The organism is Flavobacterium sp. (assembly GCF_040402895.1).
GTDB lineage: Bacteria > Bacteroidota > Bacteroidia > Flavobacteriales > Flavobacteriaceae > Flavobacterium.
This window is the reverse complement of the sequence record NZ_JBBALR010000002.1, coordinates 110,812-133,171: the sequence shown is the minus strand read 5'-3', so window position 1 is coordinate 133,171 and position 22,360 is coordinate 110,812. Positions and strand designations below refer to the sequence as shown.

19 protein-coding genes are annotated in these 22,360 nt (G+C 30.3%); 7 read left to right on the top strand and 12 right to left on the bottom strand.

What is annotated here, in order from left to right; translation table 11 throughout:
• Positions 1 to 33: 33 nt before the first annotated feature.
• The 5 genes from ABWP60_RS02630 to ABWP60_RS02610 are packed head-to-tail and all read right to left on the bottom strand — an operon-like array spanning position 34 to position 4,140.
• Positions 34 to 774 carry an acyl-[acyl-carrier-protein] thioesterase gene (locus tag ABWP60_RS02630; protein ID WP_353148109.1) on the bottom strand — a complete coding sequence of 247 codons (741 nt, stop codon included), beginning with the start codon at positions 772 to 774 and terminating at the stop codon, positions 34 to 36.
• Positions 758 to 1,693: a tRNA (adenosine(37)-N6)-dimethylallyltransferase MiaA gene (gene miaA, locus ABWP60_RS02625; RefSeq protein ID WP_353148107.1), complete on the bottom strand. Its 936-nt coding sequence runs from the start codon at positions 1,691 to 1,693 to the stop codon at positions 758 to 760. Before miaA ends, ABWP60_RS02630 begins: the two co-directional genes overlap by 17 nt.
• 16 nt (positions 1,694 to 1,709) lie before the next feature.
• Entirely contained in the window at positions 1,710 to 2,027 is a 318-nt protein-coding gene (locus ABWP60_RS02620) for a YbaB/EbfC family nucleoid-associated protein (RefSeq protein ID WP_353148104.1), read from the bottom strand.
• Between the two features lie 35 nt (positions 2,028 to 2,062).
• Positions 2,063 to 3,181, bottom strand: coding sequence for a GTP cyclohydrolase (locus ABWP60_RS02615; protein WP_353148102.1), 1,119 nt, complete (start codon positions 3,179 to 3,181; stop codon positions 2,063 to 2,065).
• Positions 3,181 to 4,140: a transporter gene (locus ABWP60_RS02610; protein WP_353148099.1), complete on the bottom strand. Its 960-nt coding sequence runs from the start codon at positions 4,138 to 4,140 to the stop codon at positions 3,181 to 3,183. The genes ABWP60_RS02615 and ABWP60_RS02610 overlap by 1 nt, the downstream gene beginning before the upstream one ends.
• A gap of 94 nt (positions 4,141 to 4,234) precedes the next feature.
• Between ABWP60_RS02610 and ABWP60_RS02605 the strand changes: the two genes are divergently transcribed.
• From ABWP60_RS02605 to ABWP60_RS02590, 4 genes are all read left to right on the top strand, one after another.
• A complete protein-coding gene (locus ABWP60_RS02605; protein WP_353148097.1) occupies positions 4,235 to 4,492 on the top strand; it encodes a DUF4834 domain-containing protein in 258 nt (85 codons plus the stop codon).
• A 60-nt stretch (positions 4,493 to 4,552) separates the two neighbouring features.
• Entirely contained in the window at positions 4,553 to 6,988 is a 2,436-nt protein-coding gene (locus ABWP60_RS02600; RefSeq protein WP_353148094.1) for a YfhO family protein, read from the top strand.
• Positions 6,989 to 6,994: 6 nt separating this feature from the next.
• Positions 6,995 to 8,302 (top strand): glycosyltransferase family 4 protein, encoded by a 1,308-nt coding sequence (locus tag ABWP60_RS02595; protein WP_353148091.1) that lies wholly within the window; start codon positions 6,995 to 6,997, stop codon positions 8,300 to 8,302.
• A gap of 84 nt (positions 8,303 to 8,386) precedes the next feature.
• Positions 8,387 to 9,862 carry an oligosaccharide flippase family protein gene (locus ABWP60_RS02590; protein ID WP_353148088.1) on the top strand — a complete coding sequence of 492 codons (1,476 nt, stop codon included), beginning with the start codon at positions 8,387 to 8,389 and terminating at the stop codon, positions 9,860 to 9,862.
• Between the two features lie 47 nt (positions 9,863 to 9,909).
• Here the strand turns inward: ABWP60_RS02590 and ABWP60_RS02585 are convergent, their stop codons facing one another.
• Entirely contained in the window at positions 9,910 to 10,587 is a 678-nt protein-coding gene (locus ABWP60_RS02585) for a hypothetical protein (protein WP_353148085.1), read from the bottom strand.
• 265 nt (positions 10,588 to 10,852) lie between these two features.
• Between ABWP60_RS02585 and ABWP60_RS02580 the strand changes: the two genes are divergently transcribed.
• From ABWP60_RS02580 to ABWP60_RS02570, 3 genes are all read left to right on the top strand, one after another.
• Positions 10,853 to 12,595, top strand: a complete 1,743-nt coding sequence (locus ABWP60_RS02580; RefSeq protein ID WP_353148083.1) for a M23 family metallopeptidase — start codon at positions 10,853 to 10,855, stop codon at positions 12,593 to 12,595.
• Positions 12,596 to 12,597: 2 nt separating this feature from the next.
• Positions 12,598 to 15,066, top strand: coding sequence for a TonB-dependent receptor (locus ABWP60_RS02575; protein WP_353148080.1), 2,469 nt, complete (start codon positions 12,598 to 12,600; stop codon positions 15,064 to 15,066).
• Positions 15,067 to 15,170: 104 nt separating this feature from the next.
• Positions 15,171 to 15,866 (top strand): hypothetical protein, encoded by a 696-nt coding sequence (locus ABWP60_RS02570; RefSeq protein WP_353148077.1) that lies wholly within the window; start codon positions 15,171 to 15,173, stop codon positions 15,864 to 15,866.
• A gap of 3 nt (positions 15,867 to 15,869) precedes the next feature.
• On the opposite strand, the gene ABWP60_RS02565 is transcribed toward ABWP60_RS02570, so the two are convergent.
• The 6 genes from ABWP60_RS02565 to ABWP60_RS02540 form a co-directional block, all read right to left on the bottom strand.
• On the bottom strand, positions 15,870 to 17,699 hold the full coding sequence (locus ABWP60_RS02565; RefSeq protein ID WP_353148075.1) for an ABC transporter ATP-binding protein: 1,830 nt from the start codon (positions 17,697 to 17,699) through the stop codon (positions 15,870 to 15,872).
• Positions 17,699 to 19,426, bottom strand: coding sequence for a phospho-sugar mutase (locus ABWP60_RS02560; protein WP_353148073.1), 1,728 nt, complete (start codon positions 19,424 to 19,426; stop codon positions 17,699 to 17,701). The genes ABWP60_RS02565 and ABWP60_RS02560 overlap by 1 nt, the downstream gene beginning before the upstream one ends.
• Positions 19,427 to 19,430: 4 nt before the next feature.
• A complete protein-coding gene (locus tag ABWP60_RS02555; RefSeq protein ID WP_353148070.1) occupies positions 19,431 to 19,934 on the bottom strand; it encodes an ORF6N domain-containing protein in 504 nt (167 codons plus the stop codon).
• 98 nt (positions 19,935 to 20,032) lie between these two features.
• The gene (locus ABWP60_RS02550; RefSeq protein WP_353148067.1) at positions 20,033 to 20,974 is read right to left on the bottom strand and encodes a glycosyltransferase family 2 protein; all 942 of its coding nucleotides are present in this window, start codon (positions 20,972 to 20,974) and stop codon (positions 20,033 to 20,035) included.
• Positions 20,975 to 21,508: a DUF4199 domain-containing protein gene (locus ABWP60_RS02545; RefSeq protein ID WP_353148064.1), complete on the bottom strand. Its 534-nt coding sequence runs from the start codon at positions 21,506 to 21,508 to the stop codon at positions 20,975 to 20,977.
• A 49-nt stretch (positions 21,509 to 21,557) separates the two neighbouring features.
• The gene (locus tag ABWP60_RS02540) at positions 21,558 to 22,241 is read right to left on the bottom strand and encodes a cell division ATP-binding protein FtsE (RefSeq protein ID WP_353148061.1); all 684 of its coding nucleotides are present in this window, start codon (positions 22,239 to 22,241) and stop codon (positions 21,558 to 21,560) included.
• Positions 22,242 to 22,360 lie beyond the last annotated feature (119 nt).

The following is a 22,360-nucleotide window of genomic DNA, read 5'->3' as shown; positions in this document are numbered from 1 at the left end:
TGTTCAATCAGTTAAATCTGTGTTGCCATAATTTTAAATCTCAATTTCCAAAGCAAAACAATTTTTTCCTTCTTTAGTAATTAAGAATGAATTTCCTGTGTGATGAATTTCAATCACATCATTATAATTTAATTCTTGTAAGTAATTTAAGTTTAATGCTTTAATTGAATTACTTAAAACCATTTCTACATTAGCAACATCCAAACACCATTCTAAATATTTAACATTATTGGCGTGATTTACAATATCAATATCAGATAAAATAATTTTTCTTTCGTTTTTATAGGTAAATACTTCTGGAATAGTTATTTTCTCAATGGGTTGTGAAATACTGTCTGTTTCAAATTTTTCAAAATGCGTATGTGGTAATGCTAAATTATCTGGTCGTCTGGTAGTTGTATTTATTACCACCCAAAAAGTTTCGCAACCTATAAGTTTTTCTTCGTTTAAATACATTTCTAAACAACGAATGGAGCGCGAATTTTCTAAGGTTTTAATCCAGGTTTTTATGGTGATAACATCTTTCCATTTTGGTAATTTTGATATTTCAATTCGCATTCTACTTAACACCCAAGCTTGCTGATGTTGTTGCATGTCTAAATAGCTAATGCCGCCTAAGTCAGCATGAATGCCTGCAACTATTTGAAATAAATTACAAATTTCGGTATGTTTTAAAAACCCATTAGGATAGCAATGTTGAAAACCAATTTCAAAATTTTGTTTGTATATAGAGGTAAAGTCTTTAAAAATTGGCATTTTATTGATGATTAACATTTAGAATTTTTGAATAGATACCTTGAATAATTTCATTTTTATCGGTTCCATAATCATACCAAACCGCATTTTCAGTACGCTTAAACCAAGTCATTTGTCGTTTAGCAAATCGGCGTGTATTTTGTTTGATTTGTTCTTTGGCAAATTCTAATGTACATTTTCCTTCAAAATAATCGAATAATTCTCTATAACCAACGGTTTGTAAAGCATTTCGTTCTTTATGCGGAAGTAATTGTTTTACTTCATCAACCAAACCTGCTTCAAACATTAGTTCGACACGTTGGTTAATTCGGTCGTACATAATTTCTCTATCCGATTCTAAACCAATGATAATAGGAGTGAAATTGCGTTTGCTATTTCTTTTTCCAATAAAATAGGAATAGGGTAGGCCACTTCCAATACAAACCTCTACAAAACGTTTCATTCGTTGCGGATTTTGTAAAGTTTGCGGATTTTCTTTTTCCAGTTTTTTATAATAATCCGGGTCTAATTCTTGTAATTTATGCTGTAAAAATTCGATACCTAATGCATCAAATTTAGAATTGATTTCAGTACGAATATCCTCATCAATATCTGGAAATTCATCGAAACCTTTTAAAACGGCATCTACATACAAACCAGAACCGCCCACCATAATTTGGATGTTGTTTCTAGCAAAAAGTTCGTCTAATTTTTCAAGCGCTTCTGTTTCAAAATCACCAACGGAATACTTTTCAAAAATCGATTTATTTTGAATAAAATGATGTGTTGCAGAAGCCAATTCAACTTCCAAAGGAACAGCGGTTCCAATATACATTTCTTTAAAAAACTGTCTACTATCGCACGAAATAATTTCGCACCCAAAATGTTGAGCCAAAGCAATACTTAAGGCAGTTTTTCCTATGGCTGTGGGTCCGATAATAGTAATGAGATAGTTCAATTTTTAAAATTTATTTTTAACTAAACATATCCATTCCTGGAATACTTGGCATTCCTGATTGCGCTACGGCAGCCATTTCTGCTTCGTTTACGTTAGTAGCTTTTGTAATGGCTTTATTTAAAACGGTAACTAAATAATCTTCTAACATTTCTTTGTCTTGCAATAATTCATCCGAAATTTTAAAGTTTTTAATTTCTCTGTTAGCTGTTAAAGTCACTTGTAATAAACCGTCATTACTTTGTTCGTCTACTAAAACGCTGTTTAATCTGGTTTTAGTTTCTTCCATTTTTTGTTGGGTTTCTTTTAATTTACCCATCATTCCCATTAAGTCCATTTTATTTTGTTTTAATTTTTTTAATTCTTTTTTTATTACAATTCTTTTATAAATGTACAGCGTTTTTTATGATATTCTGGATCAAAATTTTTCCATAGATTGTGTACGGCGTGATTGTCTTCTAATTCTGGTGTTCGAATGCAATTTACTACTCCAATTTTCTTAAAACTGATGTGGTTTTCATTAAATAAAATTGCCGTAACGCCTTTACTTTGGTACTCAGGCAAAACGCCAATTAAATAAAATACAGCAGTTTTACATTTGTTTTTTGCTTTTAATAAATGTAAGAATCCTGTTGGAAATAATTTGCCTTTTGCTTTTTGTAGTGCTTCAGCAAAATCGGGCATTACAATACTAAATGCTACCATTTTGCCTTCTTTATCCATTACAAACTTAATAAATTCTGGATTGATAAACGAAATGTATTTCTTTTTAAAATATTCAATTTGTATGCCGTTAATAGGCACAAAGGATTGCAAAGTGGCATAACTTCCGTTGAATAACGTAAACATTTTGTCCACATATGGCATGATGTCTTTGGTTTTTGTAAAATTCAAATGGGTTAAATCGTATCTTTTTTCAATCATATCAGCTACGCGTTGAAAATTTGTAGCATCAATATTTGAAAAAGGAAACTTACTTTCTAAATATACTTTTTCTTTAACAAAGCCCAATTGCTCAAAATGTGTCGCGTAATAAGGAAAATTATACCAAGTTATCATTAAGCCTTTTTCCTCAAAACCTTCAATTAAACAGCCTACTTTATCCAAATTTGAGAATCCCATAGGACCTTCAATATTTTCTAAATTATGTTCCTTTCCAAAAGCAATTACTTTGTCTAACAGTGCTTTTGTTACTTCAACATCGTCAATTACATCAAACCAACCAAATCGCACTTTCTTTTTGCCTAAAATATTCACTTCATCCCAATTGATAATGGCCACCACACGACCTACAATTTTATTGTTTTTGTAAGCTAAATAAAAATGTGTATCTGCCGTTTGAAAGACAGGATTTTTGGTTTTATCAAAGCTATCTAATTCTTCTTGAATAATTGGCGGTACCCAATATTTGTTATCTTTATACAACTCGAAAGGAAATTTAATAAATTCCTTCAATTCTTTTTTCGAGAAAATTTCTTTTATTTCTATCATTATTCCACCCCGTCTTTTCTTTTGTTTTTCGCTGCTTTTTTGTCCATTTTCTTATCCATTTTACTTCTTGTGCCGGGTTTGTCCATTTTTACTTCTTTGTAATTTTTAGTAAAACGCCAAGTGAAACCAACACCACCATAAAATATTCCTGGCGTGTTTTTTATACTGGTACCAATGGATGCATCAAATTGCATATCTTTTTTATGCAAATAAGCAGCCCCTAATCTGAAAATGCCATCACTATAATATTTGCCATTATACGCTTGATTTTCAAGAAATACGGACAAATTTTGATTGATTCCGTGTGTTACTGTTAAAATATAATCGATACTAGCAAAATCTGTACCTATTTTGTTGTAAATTAAGTTGGTTACCAAAACCGTTCTGTCTCCAAAATGATTTTGAGCAATTGCCATTACTTTCGGACTAAATTTTGCTTCCACTACAGAAGTATTTGTAAACAAATTAGTTTCAGTAAAGTTGAAATTGGCACCAGCATAAGCAGAAAACGCAGGAATAAATTGTTTCCATTTGAATCGATGATTGGCTTTCCAACTGTAAACATTTGGTTTTTCAGGACCATTTTTAAAAGGATCATAAATTAAATATTTTGCACCAAAAGTCGTTTGTCGTAAGGCACTTCTGCTTGAAGTAACATCAAATTGTTGATACGAATCTTTTTGGTATTGGATTTCGGCAATAATTTCTAACTCTTCTTTCCAAAAACCATAACGTACAGCTAAATCGGCAAAATATCCTTTTGCGTTATAGTTAAGCTTATCGTGATTTTCAGTAATGTAATTTACACCTGTTTCTGTTTGTATGACACTTTTACCAACAGAAAACGCCATCATAGATTTTCCAGGACGGTTTGAATTTACTTCATCTGTATATTGTGCATTAGCAATTGACGCTAGCAATATGGTTGCTATACAAACAACTTTTGTGGGAAATTTCATAAAGATTTATTTAAAATTCAAATGTAAATATTTTATCATAATTTTAAGTATTAGATTTGATATATTCCTTATTTTTGACAAAAAAAATATAATTATGGATACAGCAAGTGTGCCGGGATTTATTAGAACCATATTCTACATCATTTTGTTTTATTATTTATTTAAGTTCGCCATGCGATTGTTAGCACCGTATTTGATGCAAAAAGTCGCGAAAAAAGCAGAAGAACATATTAAAAAGCAGTTTGAACAACAGCAACAAAACTATCAATCCACATCGGAAAACAAACAAGAAGTTCCCAAAAAAGAAAAAAAAGTAGTTGGTGATTATATCGATTATGAAGAAGTTGAATAATTTTCTCCGTTAACGCGGAGATTTTTTTATTTTTGTAGGATATTAATTTTAAGAAGTAACATGAAAAAATTAGAAAAATTTGCTCCCCATCTATATGCCATTTTTGGTTTTATTGTAATTGCTATTATTTATTTTTATCCTGTATTGTCTGGGAAACAAATAATGCAATCAGATATTGCACAATATACCGGAATGGCAAAAGAACAAAACGACTTTAGAAATGAATTTCATGAAGAGCCGTATTGGACAAATAGTGCGTTTGGTGGTATGCCAACGTATCAATTAGGTGCAAAATATCCTCATAATTATATTAAAAGTTTAGACAGTGCCTTACGATTTTTACCTCGTCCTGCCGATTATTTATTTTTATATTTCTTAGGTTTTTATTTGTTATTAATGAGTTTAAAAATCAAACCGTTACAGGCCTTTTTTGGTGCTTTAGCTTTTGGTTTTTCTACCTATTTGATTATTATTTTAGGAGTAGGACATAATGCAAAAGCGCACGCAATTGCTTATATTCCTATGGTTTTAGCCGGAATTATTTTTGTTTTTAGAAAGCGATATGTACTCGGTGGAATAGTAACCATGCTTGCTGCTGGATTAGAAATTCAGGCCAATCACTTCCAGATGACGTATTATTTCTTATTCTTATTTGCTTTCGTAATTGGATTTTATATTTACGAAATTGTTAAAGAAAAAGATTTCAAACATCTATACAAATCATTCGCGATATTAGGTTTAGGCGCTATTTTGGCAATTGGCGCAAATGCAACAAATTTATTAGCCACAGCCGAATATGCTAAGTATTCAACTAGAAGTGATAGCAATTTAACTTTTGATGAAAACGGTAAAAAGAAAACCGATACCAATGCCATGAGTTACGACTATATTACGCAATATAGTTATGGAGTTGCCGAAAGTTTAAATTTAATTGCACCAAAATTATTTGGTGGATCAAACGCAGAAGACTTAGGAGCTACTTCTTCAATGTATCAATTTATAGTAGGACAAAATGTTCCAGAAACGGAAGCCAGAGATTTGGTAAAACATATGCCAACGTATTGGGGTGATCAACCAATTGTTGCTGCACCAGCATATATTGGAATTGTGGTATTTTTCTTAGCTATTTTGGCTATGTTTTTAGAAAAACGGAAAATTAAATATGCTTTAGCAGGCGCAGTTTTACTATCTTTATTGCTTTCATACGGTAAAAATCTTTCTGTAGTTACAGACTTCTTTATTAATTATATGCCTATGTATAATAAATTTAGAGCCGTTTCGTCCATTCAAGTAATATTAGAATTATGTATGCCTGTGTTAGCCATTTTAGGTTTGTCGGCATTTTTAAATGCTGATGAAGCTGAGCGAAAAAAACCTTTATTATATTCAGTAGGAATTGTTGGTGGTATTTTAATCGTATTGTTTTTAGGAAATGGTATGTTTGATTTTACTTGTGAAAATGATAAAATGTATGCCCAACAATACGGTCCTGAATTTATGAAAGTCTTAAAAGAAGACAGAGCAAACATGTATATGTCTACCATTTATCGTTCGTTAGGATTTTTAGCTGTAGCATTTGGAATATTATTTTTCTATACGAAAAAAACGTTTTCACACTCAACTACAGTTATATTGATTGGATTCGTAATGGTGTTAGATTTATTTGTAGTTGCGAAAAACTACGTTAAAGCCGATGATTTTGTTTCGAAAAGTCAAATAGAACGACCTTTTGGCGAACCTACTGAAGCGGATGCCATTATATTAGAAGACACCACTCATTTTAGAGTTTTTGATGTGGATGGAAATATGAATAGTGCAAGAGCATCTTTTTATCACCAATCTATTGGAGGATATCACGCGGCAAAACCAAAGAAAATGCAAGAACTATTCGATTATCAAATTGCTAAAAACAATTTTGAAGTATTGAATATGTTAAATGCGAAATATATTTTAAAAACCAATGAAGAAGGCAATCCACAAGCTATAGAAAATTCTAATGCGAATGGAAGTGCTTGGTTTGTGTCAAAAGTGAAAGTGGTTAATTCTGCAGATGAAGAAATGAAAACTTTGGATAAATTGAAAACGAAAGAAGAAGCTACTTTTATGAAACCAGCTTTAACTAAAGGTGTTTTTAATTTTGAAACGGGTAAAGATTCGACTTCAACTATTGCATTGACGTCTTACAAACCAAATCATTTAAAATACGTTTCAAACAATGCTAAAAATGGTTTCGGTGTATTTTCTGAAATGTATTACGAAAAAGGCTGGAAAGCTACTTTAGACGGAAAAGATGCTGAAATTTTAAATGTAAATTATGTATTACGTGGTTTAGAAATTCCAGCAGGAAAACATACTATCGAGTTTAAATTTGAACCAGAAGTAGTAAAAACAGGAAGTACAATTGCTTTGATATCCACTCTTTTAATGCTTATCGCTATAGGTTTAGGGTTATTTTATTGGAAAAAACAGAATCATAAATTGGCTGAAATAAAATAAGTAACTTTGAGTACAACTAAAGTTTTAATCATCACCTATTATTGGCCTCCAGCAGGTGGGCCTGGCGTACAACGTTGGTTAAAGTTTGTAAAGTATTTACCTGATTTTGATGTAGAACCTATCGTATATATTCCAGAAAATCCTAGTTATCCGTTACTTGATGAAAAATTACTTTCGGACGTTTCTGACAAAACAGTTATTCTTAAAAACAAAATATTTGAACCATACGCTTTGGCTTCTTTTTTATCGAAAAACAAGACAAAGAAATTAGGGGCTGGCATCATTACTCAAAAGAAAAAGCAATCGTTTATAGAAAAAGCAATGCTTTGGATTCGTGGAAATGTTTTTATACCAGATGCTCGCGTTTTTTGGGTGAAACCTTCCGTGAAATATCTTAAAAAATACATACAAGAAAACAATATTGAAACCATAATAACTTCGGGTCCGCCACATAGTTTGCATTTAATTGGCTTAGATTTAAAAAAGCAACTAAACATAAATTGGATTGCTGATTTTCGGGATCCGTGGACGACTATTGGTTATCATAAAGAACTTAAATTGTCAAAGTGGGCGCGTGCCAAGCACAAAGCATTAGAAAAAGAAGTTTTAACAACTTGTGATACTATTTTAGTAACTTCACCCACTACAAAAGTAGAATTTGAATGTCTTACAAATCAACCTATTGAAGTCATTACAAATGGATATGATGTAGAGAAAATTGAAAAAAAATCTTTAGATGAAGCGTTTACTTTAGCACATATTGGTTCGTTTTTATCGGAAAGAAATCCGCAAATTTTATGGGAATCTTTATCGGAATTAATCAACGAAAATGAAGAATTTGCAAATTATTTTGAATTAAAATTAATTGGAGCGGTTAGTAAAGAAGTTATACAATCAATTTCTGATTATAAATTGGATAGTTTCGTACAAAATTTAGGTTATGTTTCGCACGAAGAAGCTATAATGCATCAAAGAAGTTCACAAGTTTTATTGTTAATTGAAATTGATTCTGAAGCTACTAAATGTATCATTCCAGGAAAACTTTTTGAATATATGGTTTCAGAAAGACCTATTTTAGCCATCGGACCTAAAAACTCTGATTTTGAGAATATCATAAACCAGACAAATACGGGCGTTTTTTATCAATATAACGAGAAATACGAGCTAAAAAGTCAAATTTTAAGCTATTTTAATCAATATTTGGATAAAAACTTAAAAGTAAATGCAGTCGGTTTACAGCAATATAGCAGAAAAAGTTTGACTGAAAAGTTGGCTAAAACAATATCAAAATTCAATGGTAAAACAAAAGGTTAACAACAAAGATTGCAGAAATAATTAAAATCTAAAATATCTAAATAATCTAACCTTCTAAAAATCTAGCAATCTAATAATCTAAATATGGGTATCGTTATTAAACAATCTATTAAAAACACCATCATTACTTTTATTGGTTTTGCTATTGGTGCGATTAATGTTTTGTATATGTATCCTGTTTTTTTAGGTAAAGAGTATTTAGGATTAACCAATTATGTTTTATCAGCCGCTAATATTTTATATCCAATTTTGTCATTTGGAATTCAGAATACCTTAATTAAATTTTTCAATGAAAATAGTAAAACAGAAGCAGAATTAAGCAGTTATTTTAGTTATATGCTTTTGTTGCCATTACTCATAGTTATTCCGTTTTTTGCTTTGTTTTATCTTTATTATGAAAATATTGCATTATATGAATCCTCTAAGAATAGCATTGTTTATGTTTTTGTGTGGGAAATTCCAATAATTGCCTTGTTTATAGGTTATTTTGAAATTTTTTATGCTTGGTTGCGTGCGCACATGAAATCGGTTTTCGGCTCTTTTGTAAAAGAAGTTTTTGTTAGAATATTAATTACTCTTTCGCTTTTTGCTGTTTATTTTAAATGGATCACGTTATCAGAATTTATTCATTCTTTGGTTTTGGTTTATGGGATTAGTTTATTGGTTATCATTTATTATGCCAATAAAGTAAAGCCCATTCAACTGAATAAAAAATTTCCAAAAAAAACGAAGTCTATTTTTGTGTTTACCGTTTTCATTATTTTATCGGCAAGTGTAGCCAATATGCTTTTAGATATTGATAAATATATGATAAATCAGTTTTTAAAAATCGAAAATATCGCCTTTTATTCTTTGGCTGTTTATTTGGCAATGGTAATTTCAGTTCCCCAACGTGCAATGCATCAAATTACCTATCCAATAACAGCAAAATTAATTAGTGAAAACAAATGGCAGGAATTAAATGAGTTGTATAAAAAATCTTCCGTTACACTTCAAGTTATTGGTGGGTTGATTTACATCGGAATTTTAGTAAATATCAAGCAATTGTATGAAATTTTGCCTGATGAAGGCTATGATCAAGGATTGTTTGTGGTTTTTACTATTGGTTTATCGAAATATTTTGATGTTATTTTAGGTAATAATAACTCTATCATTTTTAATTCAAAATATTACAAAACGGTGTTACTCTTAGGGGTATTATTGGTTTTTGTAATCGTAGGATTAAATTTAATTTTTATACCAAAATACGGAATAAATGGAGCGGCTTTGGCAACATTGATCGCTATTGGAATGTACAGTTTAGCCAAGCTATTATTCGTGGTTTTTAAAATGAAATTATTTCCGTTTACTAAAAACACAATAGTTTCATTTGTTATTACTGTAGTGTTGTTTTTTGCATTTTATTTTTGGGAATTTCCATTTCATCCGATAATTAATATTGGCTTAAAATCGATACTTATTTCAATTTTATATATGACATTACATTTCTATTTCAAAGTATCAAGTGATATTAATTTTGTAATTAGAAATGGTATTGGAAAGTTTTTTAAAATAAAATAAAAAATCCCGCTTCGAATTATGAAACCGGATTTCTATACATTTTTAAATTAATTTCTTTTTCGTTCTTCGGTATCTTTTTTTATTTCATCGATGTCTTCTTTCTTCATTTTTTCTTTACTTCCATCTTTTTTGTAGTAGTAAAAATCTCCATCGTTTCCAGCATCATCATTATGATAGCTTCCTCCGTTATAACCAGCTGGACAAGGATTGTATTGGTAACCGTAATTCATTCCATTTACAAAACCAGTTACGCCAACTAATTGTCCGTGGTAGTTATAAAATAGTCTCATGCCACCAATTCTGGTTAAAGCAAAACTATTATACGTCATATAAACACTACCAATTCTTCTAATTCTTCCATAATAATCATAATTTACAAAAACACTACCAATTCTTCTGATTCTACCATAATAGTCGAACTCAATTTTAATGCCTCTGCTACCTCTTTCAATACTATTTGAGTTTGTAGGTGTACCACCTCGTCTAGCAATATAATTGTTGTTTCCAATATTGAAATCGAAATCGCCGGTTGGAAAAACATAAAACAAAATGCCTCTTTCTAAAAACACAATTGGTTCTGCATCTCTGTAATCAATAGCATAATAATTAGTATGCCCATTTTGGTGCCCATTTCTGATACCAAGTCTTTCAGTGCTAACTTCTTGAGCATAAACTGCGTTTAACAGGATTAAAAAACTGCCAACTAAAAATGTAATTTTTCTCATGATTTCTAAATTTTAATTGTTAAACATTTTATTAAATTATTTGTTATTTAACTATTTTCAATTGTTGTGCCAAAGCATAATATTTATATGATAACGATATGATAACAACTTGTTAATGATTTCTAATGTATTGATTATAAATATTTTATTTTAAATATTTAAAAAGCAGCACTTAATTTACCATCTGTTTTTTACAACATAAATTAAACTAATTTCTAAAATTTCTAAAATCTGTGTTTCAAAAAAACAAAAAATTTGACTGAAATTGAATTTAGTTTTTGTTGTTGCCTCTGAATTTACTATTTTAGCACAAATCAGAATAAGTATGCGGAAGTCTTTCTATTTATTATTTTTTATAAGCCATTTAGTTTTTGCTCAATATCCTAAGGATTACTTTCGCTCTCCTTTAGCTATTCCAATAAATTTATCTGGGACTTTTGGTGAATTACGTTCTAATCATTTTCATTCAGGTTTAGATATTCGCACCAATAATATTGAAGGATTGCCTGTTTACGCTGCTGCAAACGGAATGGTAGTTAGAATTAAAGTATCGCCATTTGGTTATGGAAAAGCGCTATATATAGCACACCCTAATGGATATACCACGGTTTATGGGCATTTACAGAAGTTTAGCGATAAAATAGAAGCGTACGTAAAAGAACAACAATATCGTCTGAAAAGTTTTGAGGTAGAATTATATCCCAGTAATATAAAAGTAGCTCAATCAGAAATTATTGCTTTGTCTGGAAATTCTGGTGGAAGTGGCGGACCCCATTTGCATTTTGAGTTTAGGGATTCCGCATCAGAAAAAATTATCAATCCAATGGCTTTTGGAATGAATAAATTGATTAAAGATGAAACAAATCCTGTGATTTCTAGTTTAATGGTATATCCTGCAAACGATACAATATCTGTAAATAAAAGCAGAAACCCAGTTAGTTTGTCATTACAAAAACAAGTTGATGGTACTTATTTAGCTACAAAAGTAGTTGCAAGCGGCAAAATTGGTTTTGCGCTTAATTCGTATGATTTATCAACTAATAATTACAATAAAAACGGAGTTTATAAAGTAGAAAGTTATTTGAATGGTTCTCCAAATTTTAAATACGAATTCGATACGTTTGCTTTTGACGAATCCAAACATATTAATTATTTTATTGATTTTAATGCGTTTAAAAAATTAAAGCAACGCTTTCAAAAATTGTTTATAAAAGAAAATTATCCTTTATCAATTGTTAATGGGAATTCTAAAAATGGTTTGATAGATGTTAAAACCAATGTTAATTATACCTATAAAATTGTAGTGTCTGATTTTCACGGAAATACCACTATTGTAAATGTTCCAATTTCTTATGAAAAAGCAATTCAATTTTCTGAAACATCAAAACCAGTAGCAAAAGAAAATTATTTTATTAAGTACAAATCAGAATATAATTTTGAGTTTGAAAAATCCACTGTTTATTTGCCACCAAATGCTTTATATGAAAATGCTACTTTAAATATTGTTGAAAAAGACGAGATTTTAGATATTGAAAATAATTTTGAAGCTATTCAAAATGGTTTTACTGTCACGTTTGATATTTCAGATTTATCTGAAGAAGACCAAAAGAAAGCCTTTGTAGGAACTGTTTCAGGGTATAAATTAGAATACAATGCTTCGTTTAAAAAAGCAACAAAAATTTCTGCTAAAGTAAAAGCATTTGCAAAATATAAAGTAGGTATTGATAATGTAGCACCTCGAATTTATAATCCTAATTTTATTGAAGGCAGCAATATATCAAAATTAAAAACGTTAAGTGTTTCTATAAACGATGCACTTTCTGGAATAGATAGTTATAACGCTTATTTAAATGATGAATGGATTTTAATGGAATACGATTATAAAACCAAAAAATTAATTCATAATTTTGAAGATGGTAAAGTAATTCCAGGAAACAATACCATCAAAATTGTAGTTACAGATAAATTGGACAATACAGCCACTTTTTTATCTAATTTTATTTATTAAATATGAGTTTAAATTTAAAATCCATTCGAATTTTATTATTTTTTGTTTTTATTTCTTCCGTTACGTTTGCACAAAAAGCCAGAATTAAAGGGATTGTTTTAAACGAAAATCAGTTGCCAATTGAAAATGTTTCGGTTGGTTCACCTACTTCAAATACAGTAACTAATAAAAATGGTTTTTACGAATTAGAAATAGCTGCAAATGTGGAAGTTACTATTTCGTATTACAATTCGTCATATAAGAAATCTACTTATAAAGTCAATTTAAAAACCAATGAAGATTTTGAATGGAATCCGATTTTAGGAACTTTTACTGAAACTATTGAAACCGTAGTAATTTCAGGAAAAAACAGAAAAATAAATGGAGCAACAGCGCTTTCACCCGTATTATTAAGACGAATTCCAGGTGGAAACGCTGGTGTTGAAAATTTGATTAAAACACTTCCGGGTGTGTATTCTAATAATGAATTAAGTACCTCTTATGCCGTTCGTGGTGGTAATTATGATGAAAACTTAGTGTATGTAAACGAAATTGAAGTGTATCGTCCTTTTTTAGTTCGTTCCGGACAGCAAGAAGGGTTAAGTTTTACCAATACCGACATGGTACAAAATATCGATTTTTACGCGGGTGGATTTCAAGCAAAATATGGAGATAAATTGGCTTCTGTTTTGGATATTGCGTATCGAAATCCTAAAACATTTCATGCCGGTTTTGAAGCCAGTTTTTTAGGTGGAAGCATTTTTGCCGAAGGCGTTTCTAAGAATCAAAAGTGGAGTAATATTACTGGAGTTCGCTATAGAAACAACTCACTTTTAGTGAAAAGTCAGGAAACACAAACCAACTATAGACCTTCCTTTTTAGATGTGCAATCACTGTTTAATTTTAATTTAAATACCAAGTGGAATTTTAGTTTTTTGGGTAATATCGCACAAAATAATTATATGTATCAGCCGACTTCTCGTCAAACGAATTTTGGAACTATAAGCGATCCAATTGCCTTATTAATTCAGTATGAAGGACAAGAAAAAGATACCTATACTACCTTTTTTGGCGCTATAAAATCTGTTTTTGAACCAAATAAAAACAATAAATACAAACATATTTCATCGGTATATCACACTGTAGAACAAGAATATTATGATATTTTAGCACAGTATCGTTTGGGTGAAGTAGATGCAAATATTGGTTCTGAAAACTTTGGAAACGTAGTGTTTTCTCGCGGAATTGGTTCACAACTTAATCACGCAAGAAATAATTTAGATGCTTTAATTGTAACGAATGAAATAAAGGGAAATCATAAATTAAATGCTGACAATACGATAGAGTGGAGTTTTAAACATAATTTCGAAAACATTAGAGATAGAGTAGTAGAGTGGGAAGTTATTGATTCTGCTGGATTTTCATTACCAAATCCAGAATTAGAATATATAAATGACCAACCTTATAATCCCTATTTTGGACCTTTAGCGCCATACCAAAACGTTCGTGCTAAAAACAATACCACAATAAATCGATTCAATTCCTATTTAAATTGGAATTATGAAGGTACGATTGGTTCGCATACGTATTATGTAAATGCTGGCGTTCGTGGGCAAAGTTGGATGGCATCAAATAACGGAATCTCTGGAAACAATCAATTTACATTTTCACCCAGAGCACAGTTTATTTTAAAACCAAATTGGGATAAAGAAATGGTTTTTCGCATTTCGGTCGGTGTTTATAATCAGCCTCCTTTTTATAGAGAATTACGTGCCAGCGATGGTACAGTAAATCCTAATGTAAAAGATCAAAAATCCATTCATTTTGTTTTTGGACACGATTATAGTTTTCAAATGTGGAACAGACCATTTAAATTAGTAAGTGAAGCTTATTACAAAACCATGACAGATGTAAATGCTTATACAATAGATAATGTACGAATTAGATATGAAGCAAATAACAACGCCACTGCTTATGTGTATGGTATTGATGGAAGACTTAATGGCGAGTTTGTTCCTGGGGTAGAATCTTGGTTTACGTTTGGGTATTTAAAAACAGAAGAAAATCAGGGTGGAAAAGGTTTTATTGCACGTCCAACAGACCAACGTTTGAAATTTGCTATTTTATTTCAAGATTATATGCCAACTATTCCAAGTTTAAAAATGTACTTAAATTTGGTATATAATACTGGATTACCAGGAGGTTCGCCTGCTTATGCAGACCCATATTTGTATCAAACAAGATTAAACGATTACAGAAGAGCTGATACTGGATTTTCTTATGTTTTTAAAGATGCAAAATTGGGTGGACATAGAAAATGGTTAGCTAATTTTTCTGAATTTAGTGTGGGCTTTGAAATTTATAATTTGTTTAATAATCAAAACTCGATTACCAATACTTGGGTGCGAGATGTCTATACAAAAACACAATACGGTGTGCCCAACTATTTAACCACACGAACGTTTAATTTGAAATTAAGTATGAGAATTTAATGTTGGAACTACAGATTATTGTGTTTTTTTATTTCTTTAATTCAAAAAAATAAAAACAAAGAATAATTGTATTTTAAGTATATTTGAAACTCAAAACAAAAACTATGAAAAATTATATTTATATCCTTTTAGCGTCAAGTTTGATGGTTTTTTCTTGCCAAGAAGAAAAAGTCAAACCAAAAGTAAAATATACCGGTAAAGATGCCAAATCCATTTTAAAAGACACTACCAAGTTAGAAATAGCAGATTTACCTATTCAGTTTGAAGGAAGCAATGTTTTGGTTTATGCTATTGGAAATTTAACCGTTGGCGATATAAATAGAAAAGGAAGTTATGAAAGCACCTCTGCATATGAAGGAGTTTCAGGTTTTCACGTTTCCAATTCAATGGAAAATGAAATTACAGGTTATTTACAAAATTTAAAATTTCAAGAAATTGGGTCTGATTCGTTACAAGTTTTATCTGATAAATTAATGCTAATTGAGCGTGTTTCGTATCTAAAAAACAATAAAATGTTAGTGTATGTTTTGGCTGATGCCGATACCAATCAAGACGGTTTGATTGATTCTAATGATATTAAGTCGCTTTATATTAGTACAGAATTAGGAAAAAATTTCACTAAAATTTCTACAGAATTACAAGAGTTGATTGATTGGAAACATATAGAATCGTCAAATAAACTATTTTTTCGAACCATAGAAGATGCTAACAAAAACGGCGAATTCGATAAAAAAGACAAAATCCACTATTACGTAATTAATTTAAAAGACAATAAAGTATCGGAATATTTTCCTTTATAAATCTTATTCTAAACTTTGTAAGGCTACTAACCTAGCGTATGTACCGTTTTTCGCAATTAATTCGGCGTGTTTGCCTTGTTCTACAATTTCACCTTTTTGCATAACAATAATGTTGTCTGCTTTTTGAATGGTTGATAATCGGTGTGCAATTACAATAGAAGTTCGGTTTTGCATCATTTTTTCTAAAGCATCTTGTACTAATTTTTCACTTTCAGTGTCTAACGCAGAAGTCGCTTCATCTAAAATCATAATTGGAGGGTTTTTTAATACTGCTCTTGCAATAGACAAACGTTGTTTCTGTCCTCCAGATAATTTTCCACCAGCATCACCAATATTGGTATCAATTCCATTAGGAAGTGAAGCTACAAACTCATAGGCATTAGCAATTTTTAAAGCTTCAACAAGCTCTTCATCTGTGGCACTTGGTTTTCCAATTAGTAAATTATTTTTTATAGATTCGTTAAACAGTATGGAATCTTGTGTAACCAATCCGATTAAACCACGTAAAACGTGCATATCCCAATCTCTAACTTCTACACCATCCACTTCAATTGAACCTTCTTGTATGTCGTAAAAGCGAGTTAATAAATTAGCAATAGTACTTTTTCCTGAACCCGATTGACCAACTAAAGCAATTGTTTTACCTTTTTCCACTTCAAAAGAAAAGTTTTTTAAAACATTTTCGTCTTGATAAGCAAAGTTGATGTTTTTTACAGAAATTCCATTTTCAAAAGTATGTTTTACAAAAGCATTTGGTTTGTTAACTACAATATTTTCTTGTTCTAACAACTCAAAAACTCTTTCTGCAGCAGCTAAACCACTTTTCACTTGATAAGATGCTTTAGAAATAGCTTTTGCAGGTGTAAGAATTGCGTAAGCTAAACCAATATATGCAAGAAATTGGGGCCCCTTTAGAGTTCCTTCCTCCAAAACCATAATTCCACCAAACCAAAGTAAAACTGCAATGGTAACGATACCTAAAAATTCGCTAAAAGGAGAAGCAAGATTGTTTTTGTTGGCAATACTAGTTGATAATTTTAATAATCTTTCTAGCGAATCGTTAAATTTTTGTATAAAAGAGTTTTCTGCATTATAACTTTTAACGACTTTTAATCCCGTCAAAGTTTCATCTAATGTTGAAATAAAAATACCCTGTTCTTGTTGAGCTCTTGTTGATTTTGCTTTTAAATTTTTACCAATTCTTGAAATAATAAATCCTGAAATTGGGATGAATATAAAAACGAATAAAGTTAATTTTACACTTATAGCTAACATCAAAAAAATTGAAAAAACAATTGTCAAAGGCTCTCTTACAACTAATTCTAGAATTTGAAAAAAGGAATTTTGAACTTCACCTACATCACCTAACATTTTTGTCATTACATCTCCTTTTCTTTGGTCAGAATAGAAAGAAATAGGTAAATGTATAATTTTAGCATATAACTTTTCACGTAAGTCTTTCAAAACACCATTTCTAAGAATTGTAATTTGCAAAGAGGCCAAATAATTAAAAATATTTTTTAAAAGTGCTGTAACAATTACTATACCAACTACCAACAATAAAGCATATTTAGCGCCATAATCGTCATTTAATTTTGTAATGTAGAACCCTAAATATTCTTGAGCATACTTATTAATTTCTAAAATTCCTGTAAATTTGGGTTTTTCAAAAACTACTTCAGTTTGTTTGAATAATACGTTTAATATGGGAATTAATGTTACCATTAATATAGAAGAAAAAAATGCATAAAAAACATTAAAAACAACATTTAAAACAGCATTTTTTTTATACTTTAAAGCAAAAGGAATTATTTTTTTTAAATTTTGATCCATTAGTTTAATTTCATTTCAGTGATGATATTCTGAATTTTAGTATCTAAAAATCTATTGGCTTCTTCGAAATCATTAGCTTCTTCTAAAATAGCATTGACACTAAAATAGAATTTAATTTTTGGTTCCGTACCACTTGGTCTGGCGCAAATTTTTGTACCATCTTCTAAATAATAAATCAACACATTTGATTTTGGAATGTCTAAATCAAACGTTTCATTATTAATTAAATCGCGAGCGGTTGTATTTTGATAATCTTCAATACACACTACACGTTGTCCGTTGATAGTTTCCATTGGATGGTCTCGTAAATCTATCATCATTTGATTGATTTCCACTAAACCTTCTTTACCTTTTTTGGTTAAAGATATTAAATGTTCTTTGAAAAAACCGAAATCTAAGTATAAATTAATTAGTTCTTTATATAAGCTACTTCGAGAAGCTTTGGCTTGAGCGGCAATTTCGCACACCAATAAACTTGCTGCAACGGCATCTTTATCTCTTACGGCATCACCAACCATATACCCGAAACTTTCTTCGCCACCGCCAATAAACTTCTGATTTGGAAAGTCTTTAATAAATTTTGCAATCCATTTAAAACCTGTTAATCCTACTTTACATTCAATTCCATACGCACTTGCTAAATCAAGCATCATAGGAGTAGAAACTATAGTTGAACCAATAAATTCAGTTCCTGTAATTTTGTCAGCCCGTTTCCATTGTTCTAGTAAAAATGCCGTCATAACCACCATGGTTTGATTTCCGTTTAGTAACATCATTTTACCATTCGTATCTCTAACAGCCACTCCCAATCTATCCGAATCGGGATCGGTACCAATTACGATATCTGCATTTACTTGGTCAGCTAATTCTAATGCCATAGCTAACGCTTCAGGTTCTTCAGGATTTGGCGACTTAACTGTTGGAAAGTTTCCATCCGGAATTTCTTGTGCTGCCACGATATTTACATTCGTATATCCAGCTTTTGCTAAAACGGCAGGAATTGATTTTACAGATGTTCCATGTAAAGGTGTAAAAACAATATTTAAATTTTCTTTAGCTGATTTTGGAGTATTAAAACTGGCGTTTTCAATGGTAGAATTAATAAAAGCTTCATCAACTGTTTCATCAATATATTCAATTAAACTTTCATTTGATGAGAAGTTAATATCGCTATATTTTAATGCTTCAATTTCTGCGATAAGTTCCCCATCTTGTGGTGGTACAATTTGTCCGCCATCTTGCCAATATACTTTGTATCCGTTGTACTCTGGTGGATTATGTGATGCGGTTAATACAATTCCAGCGTGACAATTTAAGTGTTTTAAAGCAAATGATAATTCTGGAGTAGGACGTAATTCAGAAAACAAATAGACTTTTATATTATTCGCTGAAAAAATATCGGCTACTATTTTCGCTAACGTATCGCTGTTTTTTCTACAATCATAGGCTATTGCGACTTTTAAATCTTCATTTGGAAAACACTTGCGCAAATAATTAGACAAGCCTTGGGTGTTTTTTCCCAAAGTATATTTGTTTATACGATTGGTTCCAACACCCATAATACCTCGCATTCCACCTGTACCAAATTCTAAATTTTTGTAAAAAGCATCTTCTAAACCTTTTGGATCGGATGTCATTAATGCTTCAATTTCAGTTTGTGTATTTTGGTCGAAAGTAGGCGTAAGCCATTCGTTTACTTGATCTAATATGTTTTGTTCTATGTGCATTATTTTATTTTTTGTAACCAATTTTTGGTCGGTCTTCTTGTTCAATTTTTAATTCTTCTTTATCCATTAAATAATTCAAAATTTTATAAATTTCTGGAAACTGATTTTCAATTTCCTTTACTTTTGAAGTTATTTCTTCTAAATTTAGTAAGGAATTTCTCAAAATTACAAAAGTTCTCATAATTGCAATATTTATTTTAATTGCTTTTTCTGATTTTAAAACGCCTGAAAGCATTGCTACTCCTTGTTCTGTGAATGCGAAAGGCAAATATTTAGAGAATTTTCCTCTTCCAATCTCTAAGGTCACAATTTGTGACCTTAGAGATCTATATTCACTTTCTGTCAATTCAAACATAAAATCTTCTGGGAATCTTTCAATGTTTCTTTTAACAGATTGTTTTAAAACTTTTGTTTCAATTTCATAAAGTGTTGCTAAATCATAGTCTAACATCACTTTTTGATTTCGAATAATGTAAATTTTGTTTGTAATAATCTCTAAATTGTTCATTTTGGCGTATATTTAAGTTATTCATTAATCTTGAGGTCACAAATTGTAATCTTTATTATTTTTTAATTGTTGGTATCACATTTTTTGATACCATATAACTATACTATTTCCGATATTTTATATCGTTCTTCGTTGCTTTTGGTGCGTAAAATAATTTCGCCTAAAAAACCGGCTAAAAACAATTGCGTTCCAATAATCATAGTGGTTAAGGCGATGTAAAATTCCGGTCTATTTGTAATTAAACGTGCTGTTTTATGAATAAAAAGCTTATCGATTCCTAGATATATTGTTAAAACAAATCCAATGAAAAACATCAAACTACCAAGTAATCCAAAGAAATGCATAGGACGTTTTCCAAATTTTGAAATAAACCAAATGGTAATTAAATCTAAAAATCCATTTATAAATCTATCGATACCAAATTTTGATGTTCCGTATTTTCTAGCTTGATGAATCACTACTTTTTCTCCAATTTTTGAAAAACCAGCATTTTTAGCTAAAACGGGAATGTAGCGATGCATTTCGCCTGATACTTCAATATTTTTAATTACAACATTTTTGTAAGCTTTTAAACCGCAATTGAAATCGTTAAGTTTTACACCCGAAATTCTTCTTGCTGCCCAATTGAATAATTTTGATGGAATATTTTTAAACACCACAGAATCGTAGCGTTTTTTCTTCCAACCAGAAATTAAATCAAATCCTTGATTTTGAACTAAATCGTACAATTCTGGAATTTCATCTGGACTATCTTGTAAATCGGCATCCATAGTAATTACTACGTCTCCATTAGCTTTTGCAAAACCAGCGTGTAGGGCTTGACTTTTACCATAATTTCGTAAAAACTTAATTCCTTTGATGTTGGAATTGATTTTTTGTAAGTCTAAAATGGTTTGCCAAGACGCGTCAGTACTACCATCGTCTATAAACAATACTTCATAAGAAAAGTTATGACTCGTCATAACTTTCTCAATCCATTTTGATAATTCTGGTAACGATTCTTGTTCGTTTAATAAGGGAATTACTAATGATATATTCATTTATTCGTTTAATGGGTTTGTTTTACTTTTCATTATTGCCGCTAGAATTAATCCGAATATTGCCGCACCTAATAATGAAAATCCATATCCTTTAGTTAATCCCCCTATTGTAAATTGAGGATTATCTTTCATTTCTTTAATAGTTTCTTTAATAGTTTCAGTCGGAACATTCCATTTTTGTAATTGTTCTGCTTGATAGGTAATTAAATTTTCTGTAATTAAATCTCTTGCAGCAGTATCTATTACATTAAATAGTAAAATACTGAATAATGTTGAAATTGTTATACCTATAACTGCAGCATAAAAATATCCTGTAAAAGCTTCTTTAAAAGGCATTTTTCCAGATAGATCTTTTTTTAATTCAATTAATTGATAAATTCCAATTGCTAAATACAACAATATTAAACCTGAGCCTAACCAAGGATTAATAAATAATTTTAAATCAATAAGATAAAAAGTTAGTGATAGTACCACAGAAATAGCACCAGTTATAACTCCAAATTTAATTCCGTTTTTTTTAATAGCTTCGTTCATAATTTATAAGATTTAGGTTAATTAATTAGTATCTAAATTTAAAAATTTGTTACACTGCTTTTTGCACGACTTCATATACTTTTCCGTCTTCAAATTTTAATGTTTTTGCAGGATATTTCAATAATAAGGCATAGTCGTGCGTAGCAATGACTACCGTTTTTCCGTTGGCATTAATATTTCTTAATACTTCCATAATTTCAATACTCGTTTGAGGATCTAAATTACCAGATGGTTCGTCGGCTAAAATTAATTCCGGATCATTTAGAAGAGCACGTGCTATTGCAACACGCTGTTGTTCTCCACCAGATAATTGATGCGGCATTTTTGAAGCAAAATTAGCCATACCTACTTTTTCCAAAACTTCATGAATTTGTGCATCCATTTCAGATTTGTCTTTCCAGCCAGTAGCTTTTAATACAAACAATAAATTTTCTTTTATGCTTCTGTCAGATAATAATTTGAAATCCTGAAACACAATTCCAATTTTTCTTCTTAAAAACGGAATGTCTTTTTCTTTTAAGGTATTTAAATTATAATCAACAATTGTTCCTTCGCCTTCTTTTAAAGGTAAATCTGCATAAAGCACTTTCATTAAACTACTTTTTCCAGAACCCGTTTTTCCAATAAAATATAAAAATTCACCTTTTTGAACTTCTAAATTAATATCTGATACTATTAAATTGTTTTCTTGGTATATAGAAACGTTTTTTAGAGATAAAATCGTTTGACTCATAATAATGTAATTTATTCTGTAAAAATATAAACATTTCATCGCTAAACAAAATTATTCAAGTAAATTATTATCATTGCAATATTTAAGATAATTTTTGCGTTTATAATGATATCCTTTTG